Raw genomic sequence first — 16,034 nt, forward strand, 5'->3', positions numbered from 1 at the left:
GTGGAGCAGAGCCTGCACCGATTCGTGCGGTTGCTCCGGTTGCGGGGCATGAGGATCTCCGTCCCCGAGATGCTCGACGCCATGGCTGCGGCCGCGCAGCCGGGAATGCTGGAGGATCGCCGTCTCCTCCGTGAGGCGCTGCGGGTGTCGCTGGTCAAGGACCGCGAGGGCGATCCCGTGTTCGAGGAAGTCTTCGATCTGTTCTTCGCCCTGGTGAAAGTGCAGAAGGACAGCGGACAGGTCGGCCACGGCCACGGCCACGACGACCTGTCCGACGACGGGATTCTCGAATCCTTCACGCTCAGTGAGGAACCGGGAAACCTGCCGGAGCAGGGGCACGAGCACGGGGCGCCGTCGGACATTCGCGAGTTCTTCGATCCGGACGACCTTGCGACGCAATACAATCTGCATCAGGAGGCCAACAAGGTCGACCTCGCCGCGATGACCGACGAGATCGTCTTCAGCAAGGACGCCACCAGCAATCTCGGCCAGGGCGAGCGAATCCAGATCGAGACGGACCACCTGAAAGGTGCTGGGATACCGGGCAAGATCTCGACCTCGACGGGGACCAAGGTCGACGCCGATCTGTCGGTCGCCGAACAGGATGCACTGTTCGGCTGGCTCGACGACCTGCCCGAGGACGTGCAGGGCGATGTCCTGGACGAGGCCACCGCATTACGTGAGCGGCTGGCCGGCGTGTTCGCCAATCTTCCCGAGGCACTCAAGCATCACCTCGAATCGCTTCTGGCGCTCGAGAACACCGTCGTCGAAGGTCGCGAGGATCGGGTTGCGACGGTCGATCACGTCGGTGAGCACGAGCGCGCCGAACTGGAGGAGTCGCTGCGCAGGTTGACCCAGAGCCTGCACGGTGCGCTCACTCATCGTCGTAAGGCGGGCGCTCGTGGACGCGTGGACTCGGGGCGGACCATGCGCCGCAACATGCGATACGACGGGGTGCCGTTTCGTCCGGTGACCGTGCAGCGCAGCGAGGACAAACCGCGGTTGCTGTTGCTCACCGATGTGAGCTTGTCGGTGCGTGCGACGGCGAGGTTCACCCTTCACCTGGTACATGGCCTGCAGGACTTGGTAAGTCAGGTGCGCACATTTGCATTCGTTTCGGATCTGGTGGAGATCACGGATCTGTTCGCCGACCACAGCGTCGAACATGCACTCGGTCTCGTCTTCGGCGGCGACGTACTCGACGTCGACGGCAATTCCGACCACGGGAACGCATTCGGGCAGTTCCTCGACGACCACGGCAACGCGGTGAGCAGGCGAACGACCGTGCTCGTGCTCGCCGACGGCCGCTCGAACGGGCTCGACCCCAATGTCGAAGCTTTCGCCGAAATAACAAGACGTGCAAAGGAAACGATCTGGCTGACCCCTGAGCCGCGATACTCCTGGGGGCTCGGCTCGTGCGACCTGCCTGCCTATGCGGAGTATTGTGACCGCGTGCGGGTGGTGCGCGACCTGACGGGTCTCACCAGCACCGCCGACGCACTCGCTACAGAACAGGTAGGACGATGACGACTCTGGACAGGCCCTCGGTGCCGGCCGATCGGCGCAGCCGGTTCACCCGAGACGAAGTGCCGCGTCTGGCCGGAATGTTCGCGTTCATCGCAGCGCTGCACGTGCTCGGATGGGGACTGTTCGTTCATTACAACTCCATTCCGCGTATTCACGACCTGACGGGGGCCGACGGCACACTCGTCTATGCAGGCGCAGGTGTGCTCGCCTACACACTCGGGATGCGGCACGCCTTCGACGCCGATCACATCGCCGCCATCGACGACACCACCCGCTTCCTGTTGCAGAAGGGCAAGCGACCACTGGCCGTCGGACTGTTCTTCTCGCTCGGGCATTCGACGGTGGTGTTTCTGTTCGTGGCCGCGATCGCGTTCGTGGCCACGAAAGCGACGGCGTTCCAGGAAGCGTTCGAAGGTATCGGCGGTGTCATCGGCACCGTGGTGTCCGGGACCTTCCTGTACTTGATCGCAGCACTGAACTTCGCTGTGCTCGCAGGCATCGTGCGGGTGTGGCGTCGGGCCAAGCGGGGCGAGTACTCGGAGGAACACCTCGACGACCTGCTCGCCAAGCGCGGATTCATGAACCGAATCTTCCGCGGACGCTACGACCGGTTCATCAAGGACTCGTGGCAGATGTATCCGCTCGGTCTGCTGTTCGGGCTCGGGTTCGATACCGCAACCCAGATCGGTCTGCTCGCCATCGCCGGAACCACCGCCATGGCGGGTGGACTGCCCCCGATGGCGATCATCGCGCTACCGATCATCTTCGCCGCGGGGATGACGACGATGGACACCATCGACGGCGTGTTCATGTCGAAGGCGTACGGGTGGGCATTCGTCACGCCAGTACGCAAGATCTACTACAACATCACGATGACGTCGCTGTCGATCTTCGTGGCGGTGGTCATCGGGTCGGTGCAGCTGCTGTCCCTGCTCGGCGACGAGCTCGGTCTCACCGGCCAGCCATGGGAGTTCCTCGGCTCGATCAACTTGAACGTGGCGGGGCAGATCGTCGTCGGCACCTTCTTCGTCGTGTGGATCGGCGCGCTGCTCTACTACAAGTTCGCCAGGATCGACGAGCGGTTCGCGGCTGCGCAGGGCCCCACCCCGTGAGTGCGTAGTGACGTCCGGCGGTCGCTGTGCACGCGCGGCCGGATATCATTCGCAGCGATCACTGGGGGGTGAGCGATGGCCGGACTCGGAGCACCGGAACCACCGAACGGTATGGGGGAGACGCTCGAATGGCAGCGCGGGTCGACCGTCGGCGTCGCGGCACTCGTCGTTGTCGGAACAGTGGTGTTCTTCGTTGTCGGACATCGAGGCAGGCCCGCGCCGAGCGTCTACTCGTGGCAGGTGTGGATCGGGTACGCGATAGTCATTGCTGCACTGGTGTATTCGACGTGGCACCCGGCCTTGTCCGCAGGAGCCGGGTGGGTGCAGATGGGCGCACGGTGGGTCGAGACACGCGAGCTGACCACGCTGAGCGTCAGCCGACGAGGACGCAAGCGCTACTTCCTGCATTTCCAGGATGCGTCGGGACGGCGGATTCGGGGGTACCCGCTCGGGGCAGCACGGAACAATCCCGCGATGTGGAATCTCGTCCGTGCCGGGATTGTCGAGTCGGTCGCGTCCGGGCAATGCGACATCTTGCCCGAAGCTCGACGAATCCTCGATATTCCTCTCGGACTCGTCGCCAACGAGACATCGAAGCGGCGAGAGACATCGGAACAGTTTCTCGCGTGCCTCACCGCGGCCGCGTTCGGTGTCTTCGTCGTCGTGGTAGGTATCGACTCGGGTGTCGACGCGTCGAGTATCCAGTGGATCCTGGGCGGATCGATCCTGGCGCTCGGAAGCGGGTGGCTGGCCTACGGCTCGGCACGACGCCGGTGGATCGAACGCAAGCGGCGGCTTCGGAAGTAGTGCACCGGACGCGTCCCGTCGGGTAGTAAGGGTTGATGGACGTCATCGTTGACATTGCCCAAGGCCGGCTGCGCGGACAGAGCGCCGGACCGGTCACTTCGTTTCTGGGAATTCCGTACGCGCAAGCGCCGTTCGGACGACGGCGTTTCGCGGCGCCGTCGCCGCCCCCGTCCTGGGAAGGAGTGCGTGACGCGGTGACGCTCGGTGCGACGGCGCCGAAGATCGGGTACCGGCCTCCGATCAGCGAAATCCTCAGTGAACCGGTAGTGCCGGGCGAGGAGTGCCTCAACGTCAACGTGTGGACACCGGACGTCGGTGCATCCGGTCTTCCGGTGTTCGTCTGGATACACGGCGGCGCGTTCACCAACGGCTCCAACGCGGTCCCGATCTACGACGCGTCCGCCTTCGCCCGTGACGGCATCGTCGCCGTCACGATCAACTACCGCCTCGGCGCGGACGGATTCGCCAGGATCGAGGGTGCACCCGCCAACCGCGGACTGCTCGATCAGGTCGCCGCACTCGAGTGGGTGCGCGACAACATCGCCTCGTTCGGCGGAGATCCAGCGAAGGTGACCGTCGCCGGTGAATCGGCAGGAGCCATGAGCGTCGGGACCCTGTTGTCGATGCCTCGTGCGGAAGGGCTGTTTCAGCGCGCTGTTCTGCAGAGCGGCGCCGGTAATCACGTGATCACCGAGGCCACAGCCGAGAAGGTCGCTGCCGCATTGGCGGCGGCGGTCGGTGCTTCGGCGACGGCCGAGGGCCTTGCGTCCGTACCGGTGGACGCGTTCGTCGACGCTCAGCGCGACCTGGGTGACCGCATCACCGCCGAGGCACCGACCGGGGCGTGGGGCGAACTCGCGTTCAAGATGATGCCGTTCGAGCCGTACATCGACGGCGACGTCGTTCCCGCACTGCCGTACACGCGGATCGCGCAGGGCGCCGGTTCCGACGTCGACATCCTGATCGGAACGACGAGCGAGGAGTTCGCGTTCTTCTTGGTGCCCGCAGGCGTCACGGCGTATGTGGACGAGGCGCGGGTTCGGGCGGTCCTCGGTGCCTATGGAGCCGACGTCGACGAGGCGGTCGACGCGTACCGCGCGCAGTTGCCCGACGCCACGCCCGGCGAACTGCTCATTGCGGTGATGACCGACTGGTTCTTCCGTATCCCGGCACTGCGGATCGTCGAATCGCGCGCGGGGAGGGCGTTCGTGTACGAGTTCACCTGGCGGTCCCCGCTGTTCGACGGCCGACTCGGAGCTTGTCATGCGCTGGAGATCCCGTTCGTCTTCGATGTTCTCGACAAGCCCGAGACCGCCCGCATCACCGGTGCGAATCCGCCGCAGAAGATAGCCGACGAGATGCATCGCGCATGGATCGACTTCGTGCGCGACGGGGCGCCGGGATGGGTGCCGTACGGCAGCGATCGATCGGTCATGCAGTTCGGCGAACAATCTTCGGTTGCCGACGACCCGCGTCCGTCGACACGGGAGGTGTGGCGTTTTGTGAACCGGCAGTCCGAATAACCTCGACGATTCTGGGCGCCGTGTCGGTTTCGCCGCTCCCGCAGCGGTTTTGCCCGTCGGGTGACTCCGTGCCGGAGTATGGTCACCAGCATTTCCGTTGAGCTGGGGTGGCTGATGGACGCACTGGATCTCTCGAGGTGGCAGTTCGGAATCACGACTGTCTACCACTTCCTTCTGGTACCGCTGACGATCGGTCTCGCGCCGATCATCGCGGTGATGCAGACGATGTGGGTCATCACCAAGAAGGACTCCTGGTACCGACTCACCAAGTTCTTCGGCAAGCTGTTTCTCATCAACTTCGCACTGGGTGTCGCCACCGGCATCGTGCAGGAATTCCAGTTCGGGATGAACTGGAGCGAGTACTCCCGCTTCGTCGGCGACGTGTTCGGTGCGCCACTGGCGATGGAAGGACTCGTCGCGTTCTTCCTCGAATCGACGTTCCTCGGCCTGTGGATCTTCGGCTGGGACCGGCTCCCGAGGCTGGTGCATCTGGCGACGATCTGGTTGGTGGCCATCGGAGTCAACGCGTCCGGATATTTCATCATCGTCGCGAATTCGTTCATGCAGCATCCGGTCGGGGCGGAGTACAACGCCGAGACCGGACGTGCGCAATTGACGAGTATCGGTGATCTGCTGTCCAACAACACCGCGTTGGTCGCGTATCCGCACGTCATCTCCGGAGCGTTCCTGACCGCAGGGACCTTCGTTGCGGGTATCTCGGGCTGGTGGATGGTGCGCAACATGCGCCGAGCGTGGAAGGTCGACGCAGGAGAAGCCGCACGCCTGACGACCGATGCACGCCAGATGTTCCGGCCGGCGACACGGCTGGCACTGCTGGTGATGTTCGCGGCAGGTATTGCGGTGGCGCTGACCGGAGACTCGCAGGGCAAGTTGATGTTCGTCCAACAGCCGATGAAGATGGCGTCGGCGGAAGCACTCTGCAACACCGCGACCGATCCCGATTTCTCGGTATTGACCATCGGCACACACAACAACTGCGAGAGCGTGACGTCGATCATCGAAGTCCCGTACGTGCTGCCGTGGCTCGCCGAGGGCAAGTTCACCGGCGTCACCCTGCAAGGCGTCAACCAGCTGCAGGCGCAGTACGAGCAGGAGTTCGGGCCGGGCAACTACACCCCGAATCTGTTCGTGACGTACTGGGCGTTTCGCGCCATGATCGGATTCGCCGCCGGCTCGGCGGCGTTGGCGATCGCGGGGCTGTGGGTGACGCGCCGCGGCCGAGTGCCCGACCAGCGGTGGTACTCGTGGCTGGCGTTGATCGCGATTCCGATGCCGTTCCTGGCCAACAGTTCGGGCTGGATCTTCACCGAAATGGGGCGCCAGCCGTGGATGGTGGCCCCCAATCCGACCGGAGTCGACATGATCCGTCTGACGGTCGATCAGGGAGTATCGAATCATTCCCCTGTGACCGTGTGGATTTCGATCATCACCTTCACCCTGCTGTACGGCGCGCTCGGTGTGGTGTGGCTGAAACTCATGATCCGCTACGCCAGGGAAGGTCCGTTGGATCACGACCGAACGCCGCCCGATCCGTCCGAACCCAAACAGCTTTCGTTCGAGTACTAGAGGAGAGACATGGCCGAGCTGTGGTTCGTCATCGTCGCAGTACTCTTCGTCGGTTACTTCCTGCTCGAGGGGTTCGATTTCGGCGTCGGCATGCTGATGCCCGTCGTCGGTCGGCGCACCGATATTCCACCCGACGTACGACGACGCGTCGCGCTGAACACCATCGGCCCGGTATGGGACGGCAACGAGGTGTGGCTCATCACCGCAGGCGGGGCATTGTTCGCAGCGTTCCCCGATTGGTACGCAACTCTGTTCTCGGGCTTCTACATTCCGCTGCTGATCATTCTGGTGGCACTGATCGTGCGGGTCGTCGCGATCGAGTGGCGCGCGAAGATCGACGACGACGCCTGGCGTCAGCGCTGCGACTGGGGAATAGTCTTCGGATCCTGGGTGCCCGCGATCCTCTGGGGAGTCGCGTTCGCGAACATCGTGCGAGGGGTCGAGATCGATGCGAACAAGCAGGTCGTCTCGAGCTTCTTCGACCTGTTGAACCCGTACGCGTTGTTGGGCGGTGTGACAACGGCTTTGGTGTTCGCTCTGCACGGTGCGGTGTTCCTGGCGCTGAAATCTTCCGACGAGATTCGTGAGGACGCAGTCGCCATCGCGGCCAAACTCGCTCTCCCCGCAGTGCCGATCGCGGGGGCCTTCGTGCTGTGGACCCAACTCGCGTACGGCAAGGGATGGACGTGGATTCTCGTGGCCGTGGCGGCCGCGGCCCTGCTGGGTGTCGTTGCGTTCACCAGGGCCGAGCAGGAGGGTCGGGCCTTCGCCCTGACCTCGGTGGCTGTCGTCGCCGCCGTGACGTTGCTGTTCGCCTCGCTCTACCCGAATGTCATGCCTTCCACCTTGGACCCGGCCTACAGCCTGACCATCTCGAACGCGTCGTCGAGCCCGTACACGCTGACCGTCATGACCTGGGTCGCGGCCTTCATGACCCCGGTCGTCGTGCTGTACCAGGGCTGGACGTACTGGGTCTTCCGGCAACGCATCTCGAGCTCGGCGATCGGAAAGTCCCACGGATTGACGTGGGTGAAGAAGTGAGTTGCTACTGATCGAGGGCTGACAGTCGATCGATCAGCTCAGCCTCGACCCGCGAGTACGCTGATCGTGTCGCCTGCTCTGGTGAGCGGCGACTGACCAACATGTTGCCGTCGGGAATCAGTAGCGAAGGCGCCACTTTCAACGCCAGTGCAAGTCGGTACACCGTCGAGAGTTGTGGATCGGCGATGAATGGATCCCGGTTGCTGGTGTTACGTTCGAGGTTCGATATCTGGTTTCGATGCATGCCGCATAGGTTCGCGACATCCTCCTGCGAGAGCCCACGGTGGCTGCGAATGAATCTCAAACGATGTCCGAACGAATCGCCGTACGTCCCCCATTCCAGGGACCCTCGCTCGTTCGTCGGCACGTTCTCCAACTTGTCCGATGCACAACGTATTGTCTGCACAACTAGATGTGCGTCAGTGGGGTATGGAATGAACATGCAAGAACTCGTCCCGGGCATTCGACTGCAGGGCCGATGGCCGACGCCGGTGGAAGTTCTTTCGGTGAACCGACACGGTCAATCCGCGGCATCTATCGTCGTTCGAGGGGCCGACGGCTTCGTTGCGGAGGAAATGGTTTTCGCCGATGACCTCGGCACCACAGTGACGATCGTCGATGATGCAAGCGCACCCTGGTCATTGACGGCTGATCCTGTGCACTTCAAGCTCGCGACCGAAGCACTCCGAATTCGCATGGCGGGCGTCAGCGATCCGATGCTTGCCGTCGCTACGAGTGACATCTCGCCGCTCCCACACCAGATTCGCGCGGTGTACGGAGAGTTGCTGCCGCGGACGCCGCTTCGGTTTCTGCTGGCCGACGACCCCGGTGCAGGAAAGACCGTCATGGCCGGGCTCTACGCGAAGGAACTGATCCTGCGAGGCGATCTGGCGCGCATGCTGATCATTGCCCCAGGTGGTCTGGTCGACCAGTGGCAGGAGGAGCTCGATAGTAAATTCGGCATCACCACAACACTGCTCACTCGAGAACTCGTCGACGCTGCCGTGGACGGCGATCCGTTCGCAGCGCATCCGTTCCTCGTGGCTCGTATGGATCAGCTTGCGCGGGCTGAAGATCTACTCGATCGCCTCGCGCACAGTGAGTGGGACCTGGTCATCGTCGACGAGGCACACCGAATGTCCGCGAACTGGTGGGGCGGTGAACTGCGCAAGACCAGGCGTTTCGACCTCGGCCAGCTCCTCGGGACCGTCACTCGGCATCTGCTGCTGATGACAGCAACCCCGCACGCGGGTAGTGAGGACAACTTCCAGGCGTTTCTGTCACTTCTCGACCCGGACCGATTCGAAGGGCAGGCGCGCGGCGGCGGTCAGACAGCAGATACCACCGGCCTGATGCGTCGGATGGTCAAAGAGGAACTCTTGACGTTCGAGGGGCGTCCGCTGTTTCCTGAGCGCATTGCCGAGACGGTTCCGTACGCGCTCTCCGCCGGTGAGCGCGAACTGTACGAGGCCGTCACCCACTACGTCCGCGCGGAGATGAACCGCGCAGACCAACATTCCGACTCGCCCCAGCGTCGCACAGTCGGCTTTGCGTTGACGGTGCTGCAACGCAGGCTGGCTTCGAGCACCCATGCGATTCTGCGGAGCCTCGAGCGGAGGCGAGCCCGTCTTGCGACGAAGCGGGCAGAGATGGCGTCGGGCAAATTCTCGGTGGCCGAGGAGAGGCTACGGCTGCCGAGCGCGGATCAATTCGACGACCCGGACGAATACAGCGCCGAAGAGTTCGAGCACATCGAAGAGGAAATCGTCGATGCGGCAACGGCGGCCAGGACGGTGGCCGAGCTGGATGTCGAAATACGGCTGCTCGACGAGTTGGTCGCGCTTGCGAAGCGAGTCCGCGACAGCGGTATCGACCGAAAATGGTCTGAGCTGAGCTCGCTGTTGACGGACAAGTCCCTGCTGCGAGCCGCCGATGGGTCGCCGCGCAAGCTCATCGTGTTCACCGAACACCGCGACACTCTTGACTACCTCACGCGTCAAATTCGCAACATACTCGGTGATGACGACGCGGTCTTGACTATCCATGGCGGTACCAGGCGGACGGATCGAAAGATCGTCCGAGAGTTGTTCACGCAGGAGCCTTCTCGGCAGGTGCTTGTCGCCACCGATGCTGCAGGTGAAGGTTTGAATCTGCAAGCTGCACATCTGATGATCAACTACGACCTGCCGTGGAATCCCAACCGTCTCGAGCAACGCTTCGGTCGTATCCACAGGATCGGCCAACAGAACGTGTGCCGCTTGTGGAACATCGTCGCCGACGAGACCCGCGAGGGTCAGGTTTTCGTGCGCCTGCTCGAGAAAATGGAACAGCAGCGAAAAGCGTACGGAGGCAAACTGTTCGACGTACTAGGTGACGCATTCGCCGAGACGCCGCTGCGGACGTTGCTGATGGACGCGATTCGTTACGGCGATGATCCCGCGCGCATCGCGGAGATCGAGCGGGTGGTCGACGCGAAGGTCTCCGAAGGATGCGAGGAGCTGGTTCATGACCGCGCACTCGCGCGCGAGACCTTGAATCCCATCGAGTTGGATCGGCTGCGGCGTGAGATGGACGACGCCATGGCCAGGCGTCTGCAGCCGCATTACATCGAGGCGTTCTTCACCGATGCATTCGGCCGTATCGGCGGCCGCTTGTCGAAGCGCGAGCGCGGCCGCTTTCAAATCACCAACGTCCCGTCGGTGCTCCGAAACCGCCAGGTACGACGTGAGCACGCAGGTCGTCCTGTCGTTCGTGCATACGAGCGGGTCACGTTCGAGCCGGGGCAGATCAGTAGCCGCGAGGGTCGACAGGCCGAGTTGCTCACTCCCGCGCACCCCCTGTTCGACGCGGTGCTCGACGCTACCGTCGAGCGGGCGTCGGGACTTCTCGAGATCGGTACGACGCTGTTCGAACCGATGGATGCCGGCACCGAGCCGTACGTGGTCATGGCGATGACGGGCGAGGTGCTCGATGGCCATCGACGCGTGGTCAGCAAGAGGTTCAGTTTCGTGTCGCTGCATGCCGACGGTTCCGTTGCCGACGCAGGTCCTGCGCCACATCTCGATCTCGCGCCGGTACCGGAGTCGGCTCAGCGCGCGGTGTCGGAAGCAATGGGCGCGGAATGGATTCGTGCAGGGCTGGCCGACCGCGCAATGGGGTGGGCGGCGAGCGTGGCTCAGCCGGAGCACCTGACCGACGTACGTTCTCGGCTGTTGCCGACCGTCGAGAAAACGGCAGCCGCGGTGAAGTCGAGGCTGGTCGGCCAGGTCAACTTCCTGGATTCCGAGGCCGCGCGCATTCGTGAGGTGCTCGCGGCGGGTGGTCGAAAGCCCAGACAGAGTCCTGATCGGCTGGAGGCGCGTGCTCGTGAACTGGAGTTGCGGCTGGCGACGCGTCTGACCGACCTGGAACGTGATGCCATGCTCGCGGCGCGGCCGCCGGTGCTGAGCGCCGTCATGCTCGTCATCCCAGCGGGGATGGTCGGTGGTTCGGTGGCCGAATACGCCAAGGACACGACCGTCACCGACCTGCGTGCAGTCACGGCGACTCTTGCGGCTGAGCGTTCGTTGGGTCGCGAGCCGGAGGAAATGCCGCACAACAACAAGGGCTACGACATCCGGTCGGTACCTCCGCTCGACGACCAGGGTGAGCGCGGGCCGACCGTGTTGATCGAAGTGAAGGGCCGCATCGAAGGGGCGAGCCACTTCTCGATCAGCTACAACCAGGTGCTGTACGCCCAGAACACCGGGGTCAATCACCGGTTGGCGTTGGTTCGCGTCTCGCAGCGTGGTCCGGAGTTCGACGAAATCCGGTACCTGACCGATTATTTCCGCAACTACAACATGGGTGACACGGACACCGCTCACATCCAGATCGACTGGGACCGTGCCTGGGCGAAGGGGAAGGCGCCGCACTGAACGACGCGGCGGGCGTAATCTGGGCCGAAACCGTCTTTCAGGGGTGCGATGAGCGAGCCGACTGTGCGTGTCGCCGATTATCCTCAGCTGCGCGCGATCTCTTGGCATGTCGGCGATGACACGGTGGTGAGTGAGCTCGCGGCACTGCAGCTCTACGAGCGGAATTGGCGTTTCGTCGGTGATCTCGACGCGCGCGAGCAGGCCTTCATCCAGCATCTCGCCGACGTGTACAGCGGTGGGAAGCTCCTTGTTTGAGCACGAGCACCATCGCGCTATTGCTGCTGTATTGAGTTCTTTGGACTCCGACCTGCTGGTTGATGCGCGCTGCCATTTCGGTGGCGGAACCGCAATGGTCATGCGGTTTGGGGAATGGCGGGTCTCGGCGGACATCGCCTTCCTGATCTCGGACTGGAGTGCTTACCGCGACCTTCGTCAACTGATCACGTCTCAGGGGATGAGCGCAATCGGCGACGTCACAGCACTGCGCGAGGTTCGCGCGGACAGGTACGGGATCCGCAACTTGATCGGGTCGGCGGCCGGCCCGATCAAGCTCGAGATCATTCACGAGAGTCGAATTTCGCTTGACCTGCCGGGCGATGCTGATCAGGTCGAGGGTGTCGCCACGTTGGGTGTCGTCGACATGGTCGCGACCAAGCTGCTGGCCAACGACGACCGGTGGGCAGACCGGGGCCTCTTCTCTCGCGATCTGATCGACCTCGCGATGCTCCCATTCGACGAGGTCCAGTGGGCTGAAGGTAAGGCGAAGGCCGTGAGTGCCTACGGCCGGAGTATCGACCGGACGCTAGAACTTGCTGTGCATGCCGCATTGGACGAACCGGGGTGGCTCGAAACGTGTGCCGAGAGCATGCAGATGGGTTCGGTGTCGGAGGAGCTCCGTAAGGGCATCGGAGACCTGGTCGGCCCGTAGATCAAGGTCCCTTGGCGCAGACCCACCGAATTCCCCTATGCACAACATGGTGTGAGATAGGGTCGAGAGTTCTGTTCCGATCGAGAGGCGGCCATGTCCGACGCTGCACAACATGTTGGTAAGACGAAGCTGATCGAGGTCAGCCTGCCGCTGCAGAAGATCAACGAGGAGTCTGCGCGGGAGAAGTCGATCCGGCACGGACATCCATCGACGTTGCATCTGTGGTGGGCCCGTCGTCCTCTGGCTGCTGCTCGTGCGGTGTTGTTTGCTCAACTCGTCGACGATCCGTCCTCTCGTCCAGATCTGTATCCCACTGAGGAAGATCAGGCTCTCGAGCGCAAGAAGTTGCACGAGTTGATCGAGCGACTGGTTGTGTGGGAGAACTCGAACGACGAAGCGCTTTTCGCTGAGGCGCATCAGAAGATTCTCGAGTCCACCGACGGGAACCCACCTCCGATCCTGGATCCGTTTGCGGGTGGCGGGACGATTCCGCTGGAAGCGCAGCGACTCGGGCTCGAGGCCCACGCTTCCGATTTGAATCCTGTTGCGGTGTTGATCAACAAGGCGTTGATCGAGATCCCCCCGAAGTTTGCGGGGCAACCGCCGGTCTTTCCTGGTGCCGCGGACGAGAAGATTCAGGATTGGCCTCGCGCAACCGGTCTCGCCGAGGATGTCCGACGGTATGGCCAGTGGATGCGTGACGAGGCGGAGAAGCGGATCGGGCATCTGTATCCCAAGGCCACATTGCCTGATGGGTCGAAAGCGACTGTTATTGCATGGATTTGGGCGCGGACAGTGACCTGCCCGAACCCGGAGTGTCAGATTGCCATGCCCCTCGTGAGGTCCTGGTGGTTGGGGAAGAAAAAAGGCAAAGAGGCGTATGTCGTTCCGGTGATTGAGGGGAAGACCGTTCGCTTCGAGATTGGGCATGATCCGAAGAGTGCGCCGACCGAGGAGACCGACGGGACCGTTGGACGGACGGGTGCGACGTGTGTGCGGTGCAGTACCTCAGTGGAACTGAAGTACATCAGGATTGAAGGGCGGGCCAAACGGTTGGGTAAGCAGCTGATGGCGATCGTCGCTGAAGGACGCCGCCGCCGTCATTACCTAGAGCCGGACGTTGCACACGAAACGGTGGCGAATGTTGCGCTTCCGAAGCAGATTCCGATGGGGTCCCTACCGGCTAATACTCGCGATTTCAAGACGCCTAACTACGGAATGGACACCTTCGCTTCGCTCTTCACTCCCCGCCAACTTGAGGTTCTCTCGACTTTCAGCAGTCTAGTTTCAGAAAGTGGGTTGGCGGCAAGAGTGGATGCTGAGACTGCAGGGCTGTCACCGAACGACGTGGGTTTAGATAACGGCGGGGTGGGTGCAGCTGCCTACTCCGAATCGATTGCCACGTTGTTAGCCTTCGGGGTTTCGAAGGCGACCGACTATCACAACTCCATTTGCACGTGGCGTAGCGATCCCAAAAATGAGGGCATAGGGCATCTCTTCGCCCGTCAGGCTATACCCATGGTCTGGGACTACTGTGAGGGAAACCCGTTCTCGTCATCTTCGGGCAATATGCGCGACCAATGGAATTGGGTCGCAAAGTGTATCGATCGCCTCGCTCCACGGACGGCGGGCTTTGCGCGCCAGGTCAATGCGATTGAGGCTGTCGGGGGTCCTGCATTAATTTCGACTGATCCGCCATATTACGATAATATTGGGTACTCCGATCTTTCGGACTTTTTTTATATATGGTTGCGCAGCAGTCTTAAGTCGATATTCCCAACGACTCTCGCGACTACTCTGGTGCCAAAGCTCGAGGAACTCGTCGCCAATTCATTTCGTCATGACGGACCGGACGGTGCTCGCAAGTTCTTTGAAGACGGATTCCGTGACGTTTTCCGGAACGCACGCGTTAATGCCAACAATGAATTTCCTATTACGGTCTACTATGCTTTTAAGCAACAGGACTCTTCTGCTTTCGGTCAGGCGTCAACTGGTTGGGAGACGTTGTTGGAAGGCATGATCCGATCCGGTTGGCAGATAACTGCTACCTGGCCTATGCGTTCTGAATTGGGTAATCGCCTGCTAGCCCGTGGCACCAACGCACTCGCTTCGTCCATCGTCCTGGCCTGCCGCCCACGCCCGGAAGGCGCACCCCGCACCGATCGTCGGGGATTCATTCAGGCCCTCAAAGCTGAACTCCCACAGAAGCTTCACGAACTTCAGCAGGGCGCCATCGCTCCGGTCGACGTCCCGCAGGCTGTGATCGGCCCCGGGATGGCGGTGTTCTCTCGCTACAGCGCGGTGCTCGAGGATGACGGTTCGAAGATGACCGTGCGCACCGCGTTGCAGCGGATCAACGCAATTCTCGATGAGGTGCTCACCGAACTGGAGAACGACTTCGACAAGGAGACGCGCTTCGCTCTGACGTGGTTCCGTCAAACAGGTTTCGACACTGGCCGATTCGGCGATGCCGAGAGTGTTGCGAACGCGCGTGGTGTTAACCTCGACGCCCTGCAGCGAGCGGGGATCCTGACCACCGGTGGTGGCAAGGTCGCGTTGATTGCACCGGCGGATATGCCTGCCGACTACGACCCGTCGACCGATACGTCGATAAGTCAGTGGGAGGTCGTGATGCATTTGACGCGGGTGTTGGCCGACGGGGGAGTGCCGGCGGCGGCGACTCTGCTCGGTCGAGTGCCGAGGGGCGTCGACTGGGACCTGTGCAAGGAACTCGCGAGCCTTCTCTTCAAGCTGGCCGAAGACAAGAAGAAGACCAAGCTCGCGGTCGACTTCAACAACCTCGGCGCGGCCTGGAACGACATCGCTCGGCAGGCGCCCGAATCGTCGTACCAGCCGAGTCTCCTGGATTAGCGGATCAAGACGACGTCGATCGGGAGGTCGAGGTCTGCCCATGCGCGGTCGGCCGTCAGCACAGCAGGCGGTCGGCTGCGCGCGGCCAAGGCGATCGCGCAACGGTCGCCCAACGACAATGCCTTCGCGCCGTCGACCGAACGGAGGGCCGCGACCACCGCGGCATCCTGCGCGTCGAGGGGGATGATCTCGACTCCTGCGGCTCTTAGCGTGCTCGTCACGGCCGCGACATTGCCGTCCACATCGACGACCTTGCCGAGTACTTCAGCGAAGTTAGCGGCCGAAATGCTGGTTCCACCGGCGAGCATCGCTCGGACGACCACGTCTGCGCCGGGTTCGTCGTTGAGCACAGCCAGCACTGCCGAGGCGTCGAGAACGGTCACCGCTCGGGTCGTGTCTCGTCGATCCGCTCAGCCAGCAACTCTTCGACCAACGATCGTCCACGGCTGAGCTCCGACAGCATTCCCTTCAATGTGTGCGTCGCGTCCGACGGCCGTTCGATGACCAACTTGGACCCGACACGTTGTACCGACAGCACCTCGCCTTCGCTGAGTCCCAACTCGGAACGCAAACCAGCAGGCACGACGAATCTTCCTTGCTTGCCCAGGACCACGGTGACACTCATGTGACCAGGATGCCACGTAAACTGCATGTGTGCCACGCTGTGTCAAAAGGGGCGATGTCACCCACTCTGGTTACAGTCGTGATTACACAATGTGTT

13 protein-coding genes are annotated in these 16,034 nt (G+C 62.5%); 10 read left to right on the plus strand and 3 right to left on the minus strand.

The genetic code is table 11. From position 1 onward, the window contains the following. The 6 genes from RY1_RS14795 to cydB all read left to right on the plus strand — a co-directional run bounded on the left by RY1_RS14795 (position 1) and on the right by cydB (position 7,597). Complete coding sequence (locus tag RY1_RS14795; RefSeq protein ID WP_072804366.1) at positions 1-1,527, plus strand: VWA domain-containing protein; 1,527 nt, start codon at positions 1-3, stop codon at positions 1,525-1,527. Next, positions 1,524-2,639 (plus strand): Nickel transporter NicT, encoded by a 1,116-nt coding sequence (nicT, locus tag RY1_RS14800; protein ID WP_072804368.1) that lies wholly within the window; start codon positions 1,524-1,526, stop codon positions 2,637-2,639. The genes RY1_RS14795 and nicT overlap by 4 nt, the downstream gene beginning before the upstream one ends. Before the next feature lie 75 nt (positions 2,640-2,714). Continuing rightward, a complete protein-coding gene (locus tag RY1_RS14805; RefSeq protein WP_072804369.1) occupies positions 2,715-3,446 on the plus strand; it encodes a hypothetical protein in 732 nt (243 codons plus the stop codon). Between the two features lie 35 nt (positions 3,447-3,481). Further along, on the plus strand, positions 3,482-4,969 hold the full coding sequence (locus RY1_RS14810) for a carboxylesterase/lipase family protein (protein WP_072804371.1): 1,488 nt from the start codon (positions 3,482-3,484) through the stop codon (positions 4,967-4,969). Positions 4,970-5,083: 114 nt separating this feature from the next. Continuing rightward, a complete protein-coding gene (locus RY1_RS14815; RefSeq protein ID WP_072804373.1) occupies positions 5,084-6,556 on the plus strand; it encodes a cytochrome ubiquinol oxidase subunit I in 1,473 nt (490 codons plus the stop codon). A gap of 9 nt (positions 6,557-6,565) precedes the next feature. Next, positions 6,566-7,597 (plus strand): cytochrome d ubiquinol oxidase subunit II, encoded by a 1,032-nt coding sequence (cydB, locus tag RY1_RS14820; RefSeq protein WP_072804375.1) that lies wholly within the window; start codon positions 6,566-6,568, stop codon positions 7,595-7,597. 4 nt (positions 7,598-7,601) lie between these two features. Here cydB and RY1_RS14825 read toward each other — a convergent pair whose 3' ends face one another. After that, positions 7,602-8,060 carry a helix-turn-helix domain-containing protein gene (locus RY1_RS14825; protein WP_306305354.1) on the minus strand — a complete coding sequence of 153 codons (459 nt, stop codon included), beginning with the start codon at positions 8,058-8,060 and terminating at the stop codon, positions 7,602-7,604. Between RY1_RS14825 and RY1_RS14830 the strand changes: the two genes are divergently transcribed. From RY1_RS14830 to RY1_RS14845, 4 genes are all read left to right on the plus strand, one after another. Continuing rightward, positions 8,032-11,514, plus strand: a complete 3,483-nt coding sequence (locus tag RY1_RS14830) for a helicase-related protein (protein ID WP_072804376.1) — start codon at positions 8,032-8,034, stop codon at positions 11,512-11,514. The genes RY1_RS14825 and RY1_RS14830 overlap by 29 nt on opposite strands. A 48-nt stretch (positions 11,515-11,562) precedes the next feature. Continuing rightward, complete coding sequence (locus tag RY1_RS14835) at positions 11,563-11,769, plus strand: hypothetical protein (RefSeq protein WP_072804378.1); 207 nt, start codon at positions 11,563-11,565, stop codon at positions 11,767-11,769. Beyond that, entirely contained in the window at positions 11,750-12,442 is a 693-nt protein-coding gene (locus tag RY1_RS14840) for a nucleotidyl transferase AbiEii/AbiGii toxin family protein (RefSeq protein WP_281249976.1), read from the plus strand. The genes RY1_RS14835 and RY1_RS14840 overlap by 20 nt, the downstream gene beginning before the upstream one ends. Before the next feature lie 93 nt (positions 12,443-12,535). Beyond that, positions 12,536-15,313, plus strand: coding sequence for a DUF1156 domain-containing protein (locus tag RY1_RS14845; RefSeq protein ID WP_072804380.1), 2,778 nt, complete (start codon positions 12,536-12,538; stop codon positions 15,311-15,313). Here the strand turns inward: RY1_RS14845 and RY1_RS14850 are convergent. Together RY1_RS14850 and RY1_RS14855 are read right to left on the minus strand one after the other, a co-directional pair. Next, entirely contained in the window at positions 15,310-15,696 is a 387-nt protein-coding gene (locus tag RY1_RS14850) for a PIN domain-containing protein (RefSeq protein WP_072804382.1), read from the minus strand. The genes RY1_RS14845 and RY1_RS14850 overlap by 4 nt on opposite strands. Next, positions 15,693-15,938 carry an AbrB/MazE/SpoVT family DNA-binding domain-containing protein gene (locus RY1_RS14855; RefSeq protein WP_072804383.1) on the minus strand — a complete coding sequence of 82 codons (246 nt, stop codon included), beginning with the start codon at positions 15,936-15,938 and terminating at the stop codon, positions 15,693-15,695. Before RY1_RS14855 ends, RY1_RS14850 begins: the two co-directional genes overlap by 4 nt. Positions 15,939-16,034: the final 96 nt, after the last annotated feature.

Source organism: Rhodococcus yunnanensis NBRC 103083, assembly GCF_001895005.1.
GTDB lineage: Bacteria > Actinomycetota > Actinomycetes > Mycobacteriales > Mycobacteriaceae > Rhodococcoides > Rhodococcoides yunnanense.

Excerpts from the sequence above, each read along its gene's own strand:
- RY1_RS14825 (WP_306305354.1), bottom strand. The coding sequence starts at position 8,060 with ATGCCCGGGACGAGTTCTTGCATGTTCATTCCATACCCCACTGACGCA.
- cydB (WP_072804375.1), top strand. The coding sequence starts at position 6,566 with ATGGCCGAGCTGTGGTTCGTCATCGTCGCAGTACTCTTCGTCGGTTAC.
- RY1_RS14815 (WP_072804373.1), top strand. The coding sequence starts at position 5,084 with ATGGACGCACTGGATCTCTCGAGGTGGCAGTTCGGAATCACGACTGTC.
- RY1_RS14830 (WP_072804376.1), top strand. The coding sequence starts at position 8,032 with ATGAACATGCAAGAACTCGTCCCGGGCATTCGACTGCAGGGCCGATGG.
- RY1_RS14805 (WP_072804369.1), top strand. The coding sequence starts at position 2,715 with ATGGCCGGACTCGGAGCACCGGAACCACCGAACGGTATGGGGGAGACG.
- RY1_RS14845 (WP_072804380.1), top strand. The coding sequence starts at position 12,536 with ATGTCCGACGCTGCACAACATGTTGGTAAGACGAAGCTGATCGAGGTC.
- RY1_RS14855 (WP_072804383.1), bottom strand. The coding sequence starts at position 15,938 with ATGAGTGTCACCGTGGTCCTGGGCAAGCAAGGAAGATTCGTCGTGCCT.
- RY1_RS14835 (WP_072804378.1), top strand. The coding sequence starts at position 11,563 with ATGAGCGAGCCGACTGTGCGTGTCGCCGATTATCCTCAGCTGCGCGCG.
- nicT (WP_072804368.1), top strand. The coding sequence starts at position 1,524 with ATGACGACTCTGGACAGGCCCTCGGTGCCGGCCGATCGGCGCAGCCGG.
- RY1_RS14810 (WP_072804371.1), top strand. The coding sequence starts at position 3,482 with ATGGACGTCATCGTTGACATTGCCCAAGGCCGGCTGCGCGGACAGAGC.